At 66.3% G+C, this 15,166-nt stretch carries 12 protein-coding genes; all 12 read left to right on the top strand.

Annotated elements, in window-relative coordinates; genetic code table 11:
* Position 1 precedes the first annotated feature (1 nt).
* The 12 genes from EYF70_RS27795 to EYF70_RS27740 all read left to right on the top strand — a co-directional run bounded on the left by EYF70_RS27795 (position 2) and on the right by EYF70_RS27740 (position 15,161).
* Positions 2-1,021 (top strand): XrtA/PEP-CTERM system-associated ATPase, encoded by a 1,020-nt coding sequence (locus EYF70_RS27795; protein ID WP_131148261.1) that lies wholly within the window; start codon positions 2-4, stop codon positions 1,019-1,021.
* Positions 1,022-1,126: 105 nt separating this feature from the next.
* The gene (locus tag EYF70_RS27790) at positions 1,127-2,017 is read left to right on the top strand and encodes an XrtA system polysaccharide deacetylase (RefSeq protein ID WP_131148260.1); all 891 of its coding nucleotides are present in this window, start codon (positions 1,127-1,129) and stop codon (positions 2,015-2,017) included.
* Entirely contained in the window at positions 2,014-3,171 is a 1,158-nt protein-coding gene (locus tag EYF70_RS27785) for a FemAB family XrtA/PEP-CTERM system-associated protein (RefSeq protein WP_229420594.1), read from the top strand. Before EYF70_RS27790 ends, EYF70_RS27785 begins: the two co-directional genes overlap by 4 nt.
* 4 nt (positions 3,172-3,175) lie before the next feature.
* Complete coding sequence (locus EYF70_RS27780) at positions 3,176-4,438, top strand: TIGR03087 family PEP-CTERM/XrtA system glycosyltransferase (protein WP_131148259.1); 1,263 nt, start codon at positions 3,176-3,178, stop codon at positions 4,436-4,438.
* Positions 4,435-5,988, top strand: coding sequence for an exosortase A (gene xrtA / locus EYF70_RS27775; RefSeq protein WP_131148258.1), 1,554 nt, complete (start codon positions 4,435-4,437; stop codon positions 5,986-5,988). The genes EYF70_RS27780 and xrtA overlap by 4 nt, the downstream gene beginning before the upstream one ends.
* Positions 5,989-5,992: 4 nt before the next feature.
* A complete protein-coding gene (locus EYF70_RS27770; RefSeq protein ID WP_131148257.1) occupies positions 5,993-7,168 on the top strand; it encodes a TIGR03088 family PEP-CTERM/XrtA system glycosyltransferase in 1,176 nt (391 codons plus the stop codon).
* The gene (locus tag EYF70_RS27765; protein ID WP_131148256.1) at positions 7,156-9,051 is read left to right on the top strand and encodes an XrtA/PEP-CTERM system amidotransferase; all 1,896 of its coding nucleotides are present in this window, start codon (positions 7,156-7,158) and stop codon (positions 9,049-9,051) included. The genes EYF70_RS27770 and EYF70_RS27765 overlap by 13 nt, the downstream gene beginning before the upstream one ends.
* A 49-nt stretch (positions 9,052-9,100) precedes the next feature.
* A complete protein-coding gene (locus EYF70_RS27760; protein ID WP_131149383.1) occupies positions 9,101-10,327 on the top strand; it encodes a TIGR04063 family PEP-CTERM/XrtA system glycosyltransferase in 1,227 nt (408 codons plus the stop codon).
* Positions 10,324-11,430 (top strand): glycosyltransferase family 4 protein, encoded by a 1,107-nt coding sequence (locus EYF70_RS27755; protein WP_131148255.1) that lies wholly within the window; start codon positions 10,324-10,326, stop codon positions 11,428-11,430. The genes EYF70_RS27760 and EYF70_RS27755 overlap by 4 nt, the downstream gene beginning before the upstream one ends.
* Positions 11,427-12,833: a phenylacetate--CoA ligase family protein gene (locus tag EYF70_RS27750; RefSeq protein ID WP_229420593.1), complete on the top strand. Its 1,407-nt coding sequence runs from the start codon at positions 11,427-11,429 to the stop codon at positions 12,831-12,833. Before EYF70_RS27755 ends, EYF70_RS27750 begins: the two co-directional genes overlap by 4 nt.
* Positions 12,830-14,164 (top strand): putative O-glycosylation ligase, exosortase A system-associated, encoded by a 1,335-nt coding sequence (locus tag EYF70_RS27745; protein ID WP_131148254.1) that lies wholly within the window; start codon positions 12,830-12,832, stop codon positions 14,162-14,164. The genes EYF70_RS27750 and EYF70_RS27745 overlap by 4 nt, the downstream gene beginning before the upstream one ends.
* Complete coding sequence (locus tag EYF70_RS27740) at positions 14,151-15,161, top strand: polysaccharide deacetylase family protein (protein ID WP_218943733.1); 1,011 nt, start codon at positions 14,151-14,153, stop codon at positions 15,159-15,161. The genes EYF70_RS27745 and EYF70_RS27740 overlap by 14 nt, the downstream gene beginning before the upstream one ends.
* Positions 15,162-15,166: the final 5 nt, after the last annotated feature.

Here is a 15,166-nt window from a genome sequence, read left to right as displayed (position 1 = left end):
CATGTACGAGAGTTACTACGGGCTCAGCGACAAGCCCTTCCGCTTGCGCCCGGACCCCCACTTCTTTTTCGGTAGCAAGGGCCACAAACGGGCCATGGCTTACCTGGACTACGGGTTGGCGCAGGGCGAAGGGTTCATTGTGATCACCGGCGAAGTCGGTGCCGGCAAGACGACGCTGGTGCGCAACCTGTTCCGCCAGCTCGAATCGGATCGCATCGTGGCCGCGCACATCGTCAACACCCACGTCAACGCGGACGACATCCTGCGCGGCGTGGTGGCGGCCTTTGGCCTGCCGTTCGAGGACAGCGCCAGCAAGACCACGCTGCTGGCCCGCCTGGAGACCTTCTTGCGCGGTTGCGACCAGGCAGGCAAGCGGGCGCTACTGGTGGTTGATGAAGCGCAGAACCTGACACCCCGCGTGGTGGAAGAATTGCGCATGCTGTCCAATTTTCAGTCCGATGATAAGCCACTGCTGCAGACTTTCCTGCTGGGCCAGCCGGAGTTCCGCGCCACGCTGCATAACCCCGGCATGCAGCAACTGCGCCAGCGCGTGATCGCCACCTATCACCTGGGACCGATGGATGAGCTGGAGACCCAGGCCTATATCGAACACCGCTTGCTCACCGTGGGCTGGCAAGGCGATCCGTCATTTACGCCGGCGGCCTATGCGGCCATTTACGAATTCACGGGAGGCATTCCGCGCAAGACCAATCACCTGTGCGACCGCCTGCTGCTGATGGGTTTCCTTGAGGAGATGCATGCCTTCACCGATGCCGACGTCGACACCGTGATTCGCGATATCCAGCAGGAGTTCGACGCACCCTCCGCCACGCAGGCTGCCGCGGGAACATTGGCGGAGCCGGGCGGGTTCGATGCGGAAAGCGCCGTGTTCGCGAACCAGTACCCGGCCGTGCTGGATGAGCGCATGCTGCGGCTGGAACGCTCGATGGGCTCGGTCCTGTCGATCCTGAAGCGGATCGTCAGCACGCCGGCCGGCGCCAACCAGGCCGTGGATGAATGACATGACCGACAGCGGCAAACCGGTTTCCATCGTGTGCGTCATCGACGCGCCTTCGCTGATCGCGGCACGCGTCGCCGCTCGGCCGGACGAACGCCAGGAGATGCCATGAACGCGCCCATACGCCCCTTGCACGCGCCCGCGCCCGCGCCGAATGCTGCCGCGCTGCGCAATGCGATGACGATCGACGTCGAGGATTATTTCCAGGTGTCGGCCTTCGCCGACCATATCGCGCGCGACAGCTGGCCGTCGCGCGAATGCCGGGTCGAAGCCAACATCGAACGCATCCTCGCGATCCTGGAAGAGGGCGGCGCGCGAGGCACATTCTTCACGCTCGGCTGGATCGCCGAACGCTATCCAGCCATGGTGAAGCGTATCGTGGCCGGCGGGCACGAACTGGCCAGCCACGGCTACGGGCATTTGCGGGCGTCGGACCAGACCCGTGAACAGTTCCTGGACGACGTCGCCCGCAGCAAGGCCATTTTGGAAGACATCGGCGGCACCCCTGTGCTGGGTTACCGCGCACCCAGCTTCTCGATCGGTCCCGCCAACCTGTGGGCATTGGACGTGCTGCAGGAGGCGGGTTACCGCTACAGTTCGTCGATCTATCCGATCGCGCATGATCACTATGGCATGCCCGACGCACCCCGTTTCGCGTTTTACCCGGGCGGCACGGATGGCTTGCTGGAGGTGCCGATCACCACGGTGCGCATGATGGAGCGCAATCTGCCCGCCGGCGGCGGCGGTTACTTCCGTTTGCTGCCGTATGCCCTGTCGCGCCGCCTGATGCGGCGCGTGAACGACAAGGACGGGCAGCCGGCCATCTTTTATTTCCATCCGTGGGAGATCGATCCGGGCCAGCCGCGCATCGGCGGCGTCGGCGCCAAGACCCGCTTCCGGCACTATGTCAACCTGGAGCGGATGGAGCGCCGGATCCGCGCGCTGACGCGTGATTTCCAGTGGGACCGCATGGACCGCATCTTCCTGGAGCGTGCATGAGCGCCATCATCGAACAGGCCATGCAGCGCGCCCAGGCAGGCGTGGCCGCTGCCGCGGAACCGGCCACGCCGCCGCTGGCCGAGCCGGCCGCGCAACCGGGGCCACTGTCGGTGCGGCTGCTGGGGGCCGAGAGCGCCGATCGGGCACGCTGGGACGCGTTCGTCCAGGCCTGCCCGGAAGCCACGTTCTTCCACCGTGCCGGCTGGCAGCGGGTGATCGAGGAAGCCTTCGGCCACCGTACCTGGTTCTTCCTGGCCGAGCGTGATGGGCACATCGAAGGCGTGCTGCCGCTGGCGCAGATCAAGAGCCGCCTGTTCGGCCACGCATTGATCGCACTGCCATTCTGCGTATACGGCGGCGTGGCGGCGCACACGGGTGAAGCCCGGGCGGCACTCGACGCCGAAGCGTTGCGGCTGGCAGGTTCGTTGAACGTGGGCCACCTCGAATACCGCAATTACACGCCCGCCCACCCGGACGACGCGGCCTGGCTGGGCAAGGACCTGTATGTGACCTTCCGCAAGGAAATCAGCGGCGACGACGAGGCCAACATGAACGCCATTCCGCGCAAGCAGCGCGCGATGGTACGCAAGGGCATCAAGCTGGGATTGACGGGCGAGGTCGACCGGGATGTCGAGCGTTTCTTTACCGCCTATGCAAACAGCGTGCATCGCCTGGGTACCCCGGTGTTCTCGAAAAAGTATTTCCGCTTGTTGAAGGAAGAGTTTGGCGACGATTGCGAAGTACGCGTCATCGTGCAGGGCGAAGGCAGCGAAAAGCGCCTGGTGGCCGGCGTGCTGAGCTTTTTCTTCCGCGATGAAGTGCTGCCCTATTACGGTGGCGGCATGCCGCTCGCGCGCGACGTGGCCGGGAACGACTTCATGTACTGGAACCTGATGCAGGCGTCCGCTGCAAAGGGATACCGTATTTTCGATTTTGGCCGCAGCAAGCGCGGCACCGGCGCATTCGACTTCAAGAAAAACTGGGGCTTCGTGGCCCAGCCGCTGCCGTATGAATACCGCCTGGTCGCATCGCATGACCTGCCCGATGTGAATCCGCTGAACCCGAAGTACCAACTGTTCATCAAGCTGTGGCAGAAACTGCCGTTGCCGCTGGCGAACGTGCTGGGTCCGCATATCGTCAAAGACCTGGGGTGACACCGTGGAAGACCTGCTGTTGCTGGTGCATCGCATTCCCTATCCTCCCAACAAGGGGGACAAGATCCGCTCCTGGCACCTGCTCCGGCACCTTGCCGCGCGCTACCGCGTGCACCTGGCAACTTTCGTCGACGACCCGGACGACTGGCAGTATGTGGCACATGTGCGCAAGTTGTGCGCCTCGAGCCATTTCGCGCCGCTGAACCCCCGCCGCGCGCGGCTGCGCAGCCTGCGCGCGCTGCTGGCAAATCGCGCGCTTTCCCTGGATTACTACAGCGACCGTTCCACCCGTGCCTGGGTGCGCCGCACGATGCGTGATGCGGGCATCGAACGCGTGGTGGTGTTCTCGTCGCCGATGGCGCAGTACACGCAGGACCTGCCCGAGGTGCGCTGCGTGGTCGACCTGTGCGACGTCGATTCCGAAAAATGGCGTGCCTACGCGGACAAGAAAGCGTGGCCGGCCAGCCTGCTGTACGGTTACGAGGCGGATCGCCTGTTGCGCTACGAGCGCCAGGTGGCGGCCGACAGCGATGCGGCATTGTTCGTGTCGGCCCCCGAGGCCGAGCTGTTCCGTACCCTCGCGCCGGAAAGCGCCGCCCGCATCGGCTGGTTCGGCAACGGCGTCGATACCGCCTATTTTTCGCCCGATGCCGGCCATGCCAACCCTTACGCATCCGGCGAAACCGCCCTGGTGTTCTGCGGCGCGATGGATTACTGGCCGAACGTCGACGCGGTCCAGTGGTTTGCGCAGGACGTCCTGCCGCTGGTGCGCGCCCGCGTGCCGCAGGCATCGTTCGTGATCGCCGGTGCACGGCCGGCACCGGAAGTGCAGGCGCTGGCGAAGCTGCCCGGCGTGACCGTCACCGGCACCGTGCCGGACGTACGTCCCTATGTCGCCCACGCGGCGTTGTCGGTGGCGCCGCTGCGCGTGGCACGGGGTATCCAGAACAAGGTGCTGGAAGCGATGTCGATGGCGAAAGCCGTCGTCGTCAGCCCCCAGGCGCTGGAAGGCATCGACGCCGCGGTCGGCAGCGAGGTGCTGCTGGCCGAGCATGCGGCGGACGTGGCCGACACGATCGTTGCCGCCCTGGCGGATGACAGCTTGCGGGCGGCCGTCGGCCATGCGGCCCGCGCCCGCGTCGAGGCTTCGTATGGCTGGGATGCCCGGCTGGCACCACTCGATGCGCTGCTGGAGGCGCCCCGGCAGCCTGCCGGTACCGCGCCGCTGCGGGCCGCCATCCCTTCACCGACATGGAACCGGGCATGAATACCGTTACCGTTACCGAAGAAGCCAGGCTGGCCGCGGCGCGACCCGCGAACGATGCGCCGCCCACGGCGCAGTGGTGGATCGCCGGCCTGGCCGTGCTGTTGCCGCTGCTCGCCTATCTCGGCACGGCGGCGTCGATCGTATCGATCTGGGAACGCTCGGAAACCTTCGCACACGGGTTCGTGATCGTGCCGATCACGCTGTGGCTGGCCTGGCGCCGCCGCGCGCAACTGGTGTCGTTGCCGGTGCGCCCCTGCTGGCCGGCCCTCGCGGTGCTGCTGCTGTGTGGCGCGGCCTGGATGCTGGCCATGCTGGGCGACGTGCTGGTGGTGCGGCAGTATGCATTCGCCGTGATGATCCCGCTGGCCGTGCTGGCCGCGTATGGCAAGGCGATCGCCCGCGCGCTGGCGTTTCCGCTGGCGTTCCTGCTGTTCGGCGTGCCGGTCGGCGAGGGCTTGATCGAACCGCTGATCGGCATCACCGCCAATTTCACGGTCGACGCCCTGCGCCTGACCGGCATTCCCGTGCTGCGCGAGGGGAACAACTTCAGCATCCCGAGCGGCAACTGGTCGGTGGTGGAGGCATGCAGCGGCCTGCGCTACCTCATCTCGTCGGTCACGCTGGGTTGCCTGTATGCGTACCTGACCTACCAGTCGACTTGGCGCCGGGTGCTGTTCATCGTCGTCGCTCTCGCGCTTCCGGTGCTGGCCAACGGCTTGCGCGCCTACATGATCGTGATGATCGGCCACTCCAGCAACATGACGCTGGCCGTCGGCGTGGACCACCTGATCTACGGCTGGGCATTCTTCGGCCTGGTGATGCTGCTGCTGTTCTGGATCGGCAGCTTCTGGCGCGAGGATGCGCCGGCCGTTGCCGCGTCGGCAAACGCGATCCCCCGGCTCTCGTCCGCGTCGCCGGCACGGGTCGCCGCGGCCGTGCTCGGCGTGGCGGTGTGCGCTGGCGTGTGGCCGGCCTACGGCTGGTATATCGAGCGCGGCAACGCAACGCCACCTGCGGCCGAGCTGGCGACGTTCGCGGCCCGGGCCCCTGCCGCGCCGGCATTCACCGAGTGGCAACCGGATTTCGCGCCAGCCAGCGCGACCTTGCGCAACTTCTACCAGGTCGGCACCCAGCCGGTGGGCTTCGTGCTCAAGTACTACCGCGACGGCAATGGGGGCAAGCTGATCAGTTCCACCAACCGGCTGACGGCACAGCGTAGTGGCTGGCATGAGACCGGCGTGGCGATCCGGACCGAAACCATCGCCGGCCGGCCGCTCGTCATGCGGGAAACCACGCTGATGGGACCTGGCGGACGCGTCGTCGTCTGGCAGTGGTACGACATCGGCGGTCGCCCGACGACCAGCAACTACGTGGGGAAATTGTTGCAAACGAAACAAAAATTTCTGACTGGCAGTGACGATGGCGCAGCCTTGATGCTGTTCTCGCCATACGACGAGGATCCCGCCACGGCGCGCCCCGCGCTGCGCACTTTCCTGCAGGCCCATCTCGCCTCGATCGACGCCGTGCTTGCCGCCAATGCGCGACAGTGAACCCATGAACGACGCTCCGCTCATCGTCCACCTGATCTATCGGCTCGATTTTGGTGGGCTGGAATCGCTGCTGGTCGAACGGATCAACCGGATGCCAGCCAGTGCCTACCGGCATGCGATCGTGTGCCTGACCGATTCCAACCCCGCGTTCGCCAGGAAAATCACCCGTGCCGGCGTGGCGATCCACGCGCTGCACAAGCAGCCCGGCCAATCGCCGGGAACGCACGTGGCGCTGTGGCGCCTGCTGCGCGAACTGCGTCCGGCAGTGCTGCATTCATATAACCTGTCCGCTGTCGAATATGGCCCTGCGGCGCTGCTGGCCAGCGTCCCGGTGCGCATCAACGGTGCCCATGGCCGGGATCACGACGATCCGCACGGCACCAACCGGAAACACAATGCGCTGCGCCGGCTGATGGTGCCCTTCTATGATTGCTGCTATGCGAACTCGGCGGCCATGGAGCAGTGGAACCGGGACGTGATCCGCGTGCCCCCGTACAAGAGCCGGATGCTGGCAAACGGCATCGATGCCGAGCGCTTCCATCCCGGCCTGCCGGATGAGACGGTGCGGCCGGACGGCTGGCCGTTCGACCCGGCGCACTTCGTGATCGGCACCGTCGGCCGCGTGCAAGCCGTGAAGGATCATGCCACCTTGCTCGCCGCTTTCGCGCTGCTGCGCGAGCGGCGGCCGGAGCTGCCATTGCGGTTGGCGATCGTGGGCGACGGTCCGCTGCTCGAATCGATGCGCGCCAAGGCCGCGTCGCTCGGCCTGCAGGATGCGGTCTGGCTGCCGGGGGCGCGCACCGACATCGCGCAGGTCCTGCGCAACCTCCACGTGTTCGCCATGTCGTCGATCGCCGAGGGCACGCCGGGTTCCGCGCTGGAAGCGATGGCCAGCGGCTTGCCGGTGGTGGGAACGCGCGTGGGCGGCATTCCCGAAGTAGTGGACGATGGTGTCACGGGCCTGCTCGTGCCGCCATCCGATCCGGGCGCGATGGCGGCTGCATTCGAGCGATACGCCGGATCGCCCGAACTGGCGGCGCGGCACGGTGCCGCGGGCCGCGAGCGGGTGCTCCACAAATACAGCATGACGGCGATGGTCGCGGCCTACCAGGGCATGTACGACAGCCTGTGCGAACGAAAGATCAAGACCAGAGGGGCGGTGACATCATGTGCGGAATAGTGGGCATACTGGATACGCGTGGCCGGCGCGACATCGACGAAGCACTGCTGCGGCGAATGAACGATACCCAGTTCCACCGGGGGCCCGATGAAGGCGACATCTACCGTGAACCCGGCGTCGGTTTCGGCCATCGCCGCTTATCCGTGATCGACCTGTCGCTGGGCCAGCAGCCGCTCGGCAATGAAGACGGCAGCGTGATGGTCTGCTACAACGGCGAGATCTACAACTACCGCGAATTGACGGCCGAGCTGAAGGCGCTGGGCCACGTGTTCAAGACCAACAGCGACACGGAAGTAATCGTGCACGCGTGGGAAGAATGGGGCGAGGCCTGTGTCGAACGTTTCCGCGGCATGTTCGCCTTCGGCCTGTGGGACCGCAACCAGCAGCTGATGTTCCTGGCGCGCGATCACATGGGCGTGAAGCCGATGTTCTACACGATGCTGCCGGATGGACTGTTCGCGTTCAGCTCCGAACTGAAAGCCCTGCGCTCGCTGCCCGGCCTGCCGCGCGAGATCGACCCGCGCGCCGTCGAGGATTATTTCGCCTACGGCTACGTGCCGGAACCGAAGACGATCTACAAGGGCGCGTTCAAGCTGTCGCCGGGTTACCGGCTGGTGCAGAAGGTGGGCGCGCCGCTCGCCACGCCGCAGCGCTGGTGGGACGTGCCGTTCAAGCTGCACCATGCGATGACGGAAAGCGACGCGCAAGGCGAACTGGTCGAGCGGTTGCGCGATGCGGTGCGCAGCCAGCTGGTGGCCGAAGTGCCGCTGGGGGCTTTCCTGTCGGGTGGCGTCGATTCCAGTGCCGTGGTGGCGATGATGGCTGGCCTGAACAATGCTCCCGTGAATACCTGTTCGATCGGCTTCCGCGACCGCGCGTTCGACGAATCCGCGTACGCGGCGCAAGTGGCGCAGCAATACCGCACGGACCACCATGTGCAAACAGTCGATACCGACGACTTCGGCCTGCTCGATACCCTGTCCGACCTGTACGACGAGCCGTATGCCGACAGTTCGGCGATCCCCACCTACCGCGTGTGCCAGCTGGCGCGCCAGCGCGTGACCGTGGCGCTGTCCGGCGACGGCGGCGATGAAAACCTGGCGGGTTACCGACGCTATCGCTACACGATGGCGGAAGAACAGGTACGCGGCCGGATTCCGTCCGCATTGCGCCGCCCGCTGTTCGGCACGCTGGGCCGCTATTACCCGAAGGCCGACTGGGCACCGCGCGTGTTCCGTGCCAAGAGCACCTTCGAATCGCTGTCGCGCGACCTGGTGGAAGGCTATTTCCATGGCGTGTCGATCATGACGGATGCGATGCGCTCGCAGCTGTTTTCAGACACCTTCCGCGCCGGCCTGCAGGGCTATCGTGCGATCGACGTGATGCGTGGCCACGCGAACAATTCGCCCACCGACGATCCGCTGTCGCTGATCCAGTACCTGGACATGAAGACCTACCTGCCGGGCGACATCCTGACGAAGGTGGACCGTGCCAGCATGGCGCATGCGCTCGAGGTCCGCGTGCCACTGCTGGATCACCAGCTGGTCGAGTGGATTTCCGGCCTGCCGCCGGAGATGAAGCTGAAAGGCAGCGAAGGAAAATACATCTTCAAGAAAAGCATGGAAAAGTACCTGCCGCACGATATCCTGTACCGGCGCAAGCAGGGCTTCGCGGTGCCGCTGGCCGCATGGTTCCGCGGGCCGTTGCGCGAACGCGTGCGAACTTCGCTGCTGGGCCCGAACCTGGCCGCCACCGGGATGTTCAATGCCGCCTTCCTGGCCGAGATGGTGGAACACCACCAGTCGGGCCGCCGCGACTACAGCGCGCCGATCTGGACGCTGCTGATGTTCGAAGCCTTCCTGAAAAAAGAAATGCAGGCGTAACATGGGAACCTCCGACATTGCCGGTATCGCCGATATCGCCGCGCGCCCGCTGAAAATCCTGCACGTGCTGGATCATTCGATCCCGCTGCACAGCGGCTATACCTTCCGCACCCGCTCGATCCTGCAGCAGCAGCGCGCCCTGGGCTGGGACACGCACCACATCACCAGCCCGAAGCACGCGGCGGCCAACGGCAGCGCCGGCGACACGCATGAAACCGTCGACGGCCTGTGCTTTTTCCGCACCGAGCCGGCGCACGGCATGCTGTCGCGCATGCCGGTGCTGAACCAGCTGGCCGTGATCGACCGGCTGGCCACCCGCCTGCTGCAGGTGGCGCGGGAAGTGAAGCCGGACATCCTGCATGCGCATTCGCCGGCGCTGAACGCTGTCGCGGCGCTGCGCGTGGGCCGCAAGCTGGGCATTCCCGTCGTGTATGAAATCCGCGCCTTCTGGGAAGACGCGGCGGTCGACCATGGCACCAGCAAGGAATGGGGCATGCGCTACCGCCTCACCCGTGCCATGGAAACCTGGGCATTGAAGCGTGTCGATGCGGCCACCACGATCTGCGAGGGATTGCGTACCGAGATCGTCGGCCGGGGCATTCCCGCGCAAAAGATCGCAGTGATTCCGAACGCGGTCGATATCGGCGATTTTTCGGTGGGCGGCGTGCGCGACGAGGCGCTGGCGCGCGAGCTGGGCCTGGAAGGAAAAACCGTGCTGGGCTTCATCGGCTCGTTCTACGCCTATGAAGGCTTGAACGTGCTGCTCGACGCCCTGCCGGCCATGCTGGCGCGGCGGCCCGACTTGCGCGTGCTGCTGGTGGGCGGCGGCCCGCAGGACGGGGCGCTGCGGGCGCAAGCCGGGGCGCTCGGCATCGGCGGCCAGGTGGTCTTCACGGGCCGGGTCCCGCACCAGGAAGTGCAGCGCTATTACAACCTGGTCGACGTGCTCTGCTATCCGCGCCTGAAAATGCGGCTGACGGATCTCGTGACGCCCCTGAAGCCGCTGGAAGCGATGGCGCAGGGACGCCTGCTGGCCGCCTCCGACGTGGGTGGGCACCGCGAACTGATCGAGGACGGGCGCACGGGCGTGCTGTTCACCGCGGGCGACGCAGCCGCCCTGGCGAAGCGCGTGCTGGACTTGCTGGCCGCACCGGAGCAGTGGCCGCAGCTGAAGGAACAGGGCCGGCGCTTCGTCGAGAATGAACGCAACTGGACGGCCAGCGTGGCGCGCTACCGGAAGGTGTATGGCGACCTGGTCGCGGGAGAGCGCACATGACGGCATTGTCGATCGGCCTGGTAGGACCGCTGCCGCCGCCTTCCGGCGGCATGGCAAACCAGACCCTGCAACTGGCCGCGTTGTTGCGCGGCGAGGGCATCGAGGTCGTGACCGTGCAGGTCAACGCGCCATACCGGCCCGCCTGGACTGGCCGCATCAAGGGGCTGCGCGCCGTCGCGCGGCTGCTGCCCTACCTGGCTTGCCTGTGGCGCACGGCCGGCAGCGTGCAGGTGTTCCACGTGATGGCCAATTCGGGCTGGTCGTGGCACCTGTTCGCCGCGCCTGCGATCTGGATCGCCCGCCTGCGCGGCAAGCCCGTGGTCGTCAATTACCGGGGCGGCGAGGCCGACGACTTCCTGGCCCGCGCGCGCCGCTGGGTGGCGCCGAGCATGGAGCGCGCGGATGCCGTCATCGTGCCGTCCGGCTTCCTGGAAACCGTGTTCGGCAAGTACGGCCTGGCGACACAGGTGGTACCGAACATCGTCAGCCTGGAGCGCTTTTCATCGGCGCGGGAAGTGCAAGCCGGTACCGGTCCCCGCCTGCTGGTGGCCCGCAACCTGGAACCGATCTACGACAACGCGTCCGCATTGCGCGCCTTTGCCCTGGTGCGCGAACGCCATGCGGATGCCACGCTGGTGATTGCCGGTTCCGGCCCGCTGCGCGCCGAACTGGAAGGGCTGGCGGCGGAGCTGGGTGTCGCCCAGGCCGTCACGTTCACCGGCCGCGTCGACAACGCAGCCATGGCGGCGCTGTACCGTAACGCGGACGTGATGCTCAATCCCAGCCTGGTCGACAACATGCCCAATTCCGTGCTCGAATCGCTGGCCTGCGGCGTACCCGTGGTCAGCACGAACGTCGGCGGCGTGCCCTATCTCGTCGAAGACGGCCGTACCGCATTGCTGGTACCGCCCCGGGCCCCCGAGGCCATGGCCACAGCCGTCCTGCGGCTGGCGGCCGAGCCCGCGCTGGCTGCTTCCTTGCGCGAAGCAGGGTTGCGCCAGGTGCAGTCCTACACGTGGGCGAGCGTGCGGCCGCGCCTGCTCGCTGTCTATCAACACGTGCTGGCCAGCCGTGCCGGCACCACCGCGGTGAGCCAGCCATGAGCATGCAGAACGTGCGCTATCGCCCGGCGCCCTACACGGCGCTCGTCACGAACCTGATCTTCCCGTTGCACGAACGGGTCAAGCAGCACAGCAGCGTCGCGGTGCGCAAGCAGCTCGAGGAATCGCAGTACTGGCCGGAGGAACGGCTGCGCGACCTGCAGCTGCAACGCCTGCGCCGCCTGCTGGCGCGGGCCGCCACCTCGGTGCCGTATTTCCGCGACCTGTTCGCGCAGACCGGCTTCGACCCGGCGCGCGACCTGCACAGCCTGGACGACCTGGCCCGGCTGCCGTTGATGGACAAGGCTGTCATCCGGGCCAATGCCGACCGGCTGAAAGCCTCGGATGCGGTGGGCCTGGCCCGCTTCAACACCGGCGGCTCCACCGGCGAGCCGCTGATCTTCTACATCGGCAAGGAGCGCGTCAGCCATGACGTGGCCGCGAAATGGCGCGCCACGCGCTGGTGGAACGTCGATATCGGCGACCCGGAAATCGTGGTGTGGGGCTCGCCGATCGAACTTGGCGCGCAGGACCGCGTGCGCGCACTGCGCGACCGGCTGCTGCGTACGCATCTGCTGCCGGCATTCGAAATGTCGGCGGCCAAGCTCGACGGATTCGTGGCGCGCATCCGTGCCCACAAGCCGCGCATGCTGTTCGGTTATCCGTCGGCGCTGTCGCACATTGCGCGCCATGCCCGGGACAAGGGGCAGCGCATGGACGACCTGGGCATCCGCGTCGCCTTCGTCACGTCCGAGCGCCTGTACGACGAGCAGCGCGCGCAGATTTCCAGCACCTTCGGCTGCCCGGTCGCCAACGGCTACGGCGGGCGCGATGCCGGCTTCATCGCGCACCAGTGCCCGGAAGGCGGCATGCACATCACCGCAGAGGATATCGTCGTCGAAATTCTCGGCGCCGACGGCAAGCCAGTGCCGCGCGGGAAGTCCGGCGAGATCGTCGTCACGCACCTGGCCACCGGCGACTTCCCGTTCATCCGCTACCGCACCGGCGACATCGGCGTGCTGGGCACGCAGCAATGTGGTTGCGGGCGCGGCTTGCCGCTGCTGCAGGAAATCCAGGGCCGCAGCACCGATTTCCTGGTCGCGCAGGACGGTACCGTGATGCATGGGCTGGCCCTCGTGTACATCCTGCGCGACCTGCCGCAGGTACAGGCGTTCAAGATCACGCAGGAAAGCCTGGACCTGACGCGTGTGCAGGTGGTGCTGGCTGCGCCATTGGAAACCCCGGCATTCGACACGCTGCGGCGCCAGATCGAGCGGGGCTTCAAGGCCCGCCTGGGTGCCGGCGTCGGCGTCGAGGTCGAACGGGTCGCCGAGATCGCTCCTGAAAAATCCGGCAAGTTCCGCTACGTGGTCAGCAAGGTTGCCACCGGGAGTATCGCCGCATGAGGGACGTCGTCATCACATTGCTGGTGTTCGGCTCGCTGCCGTATATCTTCAAGCGTCCCTCGCTGGGCATGGTCATGTGGATCTGGATCAGCGTGATGAACCCGCACACGCAAGGCTGGGGTTTCGCGCGCGATTTCCCGTTCGCCGCCATCATCGCCGTGACGACCGTGGCGGCCATGGCCACCAACGCGCACCGCAAATACCGCTATCCGCTGACCCCCGTTACCGTCACGTTCGTGGTCTTCGTCGCCTACATGTGCCTGACGGCCGCGTTCGCGATCCACCCGGACTACATCATGCCGCAGCTGATCAAGGTGCTGAAGATCATGGGCATGACGATCGTCGTGATGATGCTGCTACGCAAGCGCAAGCATGTCGAATGGCTGATCTGGACGGTCGTGATCTCCATCGGTTTCTATGGCGTCAAGGGCGGCATCTTCACGCTGCGCAGCGGCGGCCAGTACCGCGTGTGGGGACCGATCGGCACCTTCATCGACGGCAACAACGAGATCGCACTGGCGCTGGTGATGACGATCCCGCTGATGCTGTACCTGTACACGCTGCTGGACAACAAGTGGGCCAAGCGCGCGATGATCCTGTCGATGGTGCTGTGCGCCCTGGCGTCGCTGGCGTCGTATTCGCGCGGCGCGGCGATCGCGATGGTGGGCATGCTGGCCTTCCTGTGGCTCAAGAGCCGCAACAAGGTCATGCTCGGCATGCTGCTGATCCTCTGCGTACCGGTCGCGCTGGTATTCATGCCCGAGCAGTGGCACGCCCGCATCGACACGATCGACGAATACGAGCAGGATCTGTCGGCGATGGGCCGCATCAATGCCTGGTGGATGGCCTACAACCTGGCCAACGACCGGCCGCTGGGCGGTGGCTTTGAAATCTATGATCCGCACGTGTTCCAGCTGTATGCGCCGATCCCCGAGGATGTGCACGCCGCGCACAGCATTTATTTCCAGGTGCTGGGCGAGCATGGCTGGGGCGGGCTGGTAATCTACCTGGCGCTTGGCATCTTCACCTGGCTGACCGGGTCGCGCATCATCAGCCGTTCGGCCCGTTTTACCGAACTGGCATGGGCCGGCAACCTGGCGCGCATGGTCCAGGTCAGCCTGCTGGGCTTTGCCGTCGGCGGCGCTTTCCTCAGCCTCACGTATTTCGATGTACCGTATTACCTGATGGCGGCCATGGTGGCGACCCACCTGATCGTCGAGCGCGAGCGGAAGATGCTGGTGCCGAAGCCACTCGTCAGTCCCCTTGCGCCGGAACCCGAGCCGCCGGATGAAACGGCTCCAGAAGAAGAGCTTCGCCATGAAACAGCCTGAATCCGGCGCTGCCGCCGCCGTCCACGCCAGCACCGCACCGCTGCTGGAAAAAAGCCTGCTGTCGCTGCTGTCGCCGGGAGGCCGGCATGGCCTGTCGATCCTGATCTATCACCGCGTGCTGCCCCGCAAGGACCCGCTGTTTCCCAGCGAGGTCGATGCCGCCGAGTTCTCGGCCCAGGTCGGCATGCTGAAGTCGCACTTCCGCGTGCTGCCGCTGCTGGAAGCGGTGCGGCGCTCCCGGGAAGGCACGCTGCCGCCACGCGCGGCGGCGATCACGTTCGACGACGGCTATGCCGACAATGCCGAGGTGGCGTTGCCGATCCTTCAGCGGCATGGCCTGCACGCCACCTTCTTCGTCGCCACCGGCTTCCTGAACGGCGGGCGGATGTGGAACGACAGCGTGTACGAACTGGTGCGGCGTGCGCCGGACGGCGTGCTCGATGCCACCCCGCTGGGTCTCGGCACGCATCCCCTCCACACGGAGGCCGATCGCCGGCAGGCCATCCCCGCGCTGATCCGGCAGTTGAAATACCTGCCGATGGCCGAGCGGCAGCAGCAGGTCGACCGGCTGGTGGACCTGGCCGGCGCGGCGTTGCCGGAAGACCTGATGATGACGACCGCCCAGGTGCGGAAACTGCATGCGGCCGGCATGGGCATCGGCGCGCACACCGTCAATCACCCGATCCTGGCGCGCCTGCCGGACCATGAGGCGCGCGACGAGATCGCACAGGGCAAGCTGGCACTGGAAGACATGATCGGCGCCAGCGTGCCACTGTTCGCCTACCCGAACGGCAAGCCGGGCGAGGATTACGAGGCACGCCACGTGGCGATGGCGCGTGAACTGCGTTTCGAGGGCGCCGTGTCCACATCGTGGGGCGCCAGCCGCGGCCGGCCGGACCTGTTCCAGCTGCCCCGCTTTACACCATGGGACAGGAGCCGGTTGCGCTTCGTCCTGCGCATGGCACGCAACCTGACCACGAGCGCACAGCTGGCGTAACAAGG

The organism is Pseudoduganella albidiflava, from assembly GCF_004322755.1.
In the GTDB taxonomy this organism is placed as follows: domain Bacteria; phylum Pseudomonadota; class Gammaproteobacteria; order Burkholderiales; family Burkholderiaceae_D; genus Rugamonas; species Rugamonas albidiflava.
The sequence above is the reverse complement of the archived record's forward strand: the minus strand, read 5'-3'. Positions and strand labels throughout refer to the sequence as shown.

What these genes read in the sequence shown, in the direction of transcription:
- EYF70_RS27795 (WP_131148261.1), top strand. Translation starts at nt 2, where the DNA reads ATGTACGAGAGTTACTACGGGCTCAGCGACAAGCCCTTCCGCTTGCGC.
- EYF70_RS27785 (WP_229420594.1), top strand. Translation starts at nt 2,014, where the DNA reads ATGAGCGCCATCATCGAACAGGCCATGCAGCGCGCCCAGGCAGGCGTG.
- EYF70_RS27745 (WP_131148254.1), top strand. Translation starts at nt 12,830, where the DNA reads ATGAGGGACGTCGTCATCACATTGCTGGTGTTCGGCTCGCTGCCGTAT.
- EYF70_RS27750 (WP_229420593.1), top strand. Translation starts at nt 11,427, where the DNA reads ATGAGCATGCAGAACGTGCGCTATCGCCCGGCGCCCTACACGGCGCTC.
- xrtA (WP_131148258.1), top strand. Translation starts at nt 4,435, where the DNA reads ATGAATACCGTTACCGTTACCGAAGAAGCCAGGCTGGCCGCGGCGCGA.
- EYF70_RS27740 (WP_218943733.1), top strand. Translation starts at nt 14,151, where the DNA reads ATGAAACAGCCTGAATCCGGCGCTGCCGCCGCCGTCCACGCCAGCACC.
- EYF70_RS27770 (WP_131148257.1), top strand. Translation starts at nt 5,993, where the DNA reads ATGAACGACGCTCCGCTCATCGTCCACCTGATCTATCGGCTCGATTTT.
- EYF70_RS27790 (WP_131148260.1), top strand. Translation starts at nt 1,127, where the DNA reads ATGAACGCGCCCATACGCCCCTTGCACGCGCCCGCGCCCGCGCCGAAT.
- EYF70_RS27765 (WP_131148256.1), top strand. Translation starts at nt 7,156, where the DNA reads ATGTGCGGAATAGTGGGCATACTGGATACGCGTGGCCGGCGCGACATC.
- EYF70_RS27755 (WP_131148255.1), top strand. Translation starts at nt 10,324, where the DNA reads ATGACGGCATTGTCGATCGGCCTGGTAGGACCGCTGCCGCCGCCTTCC.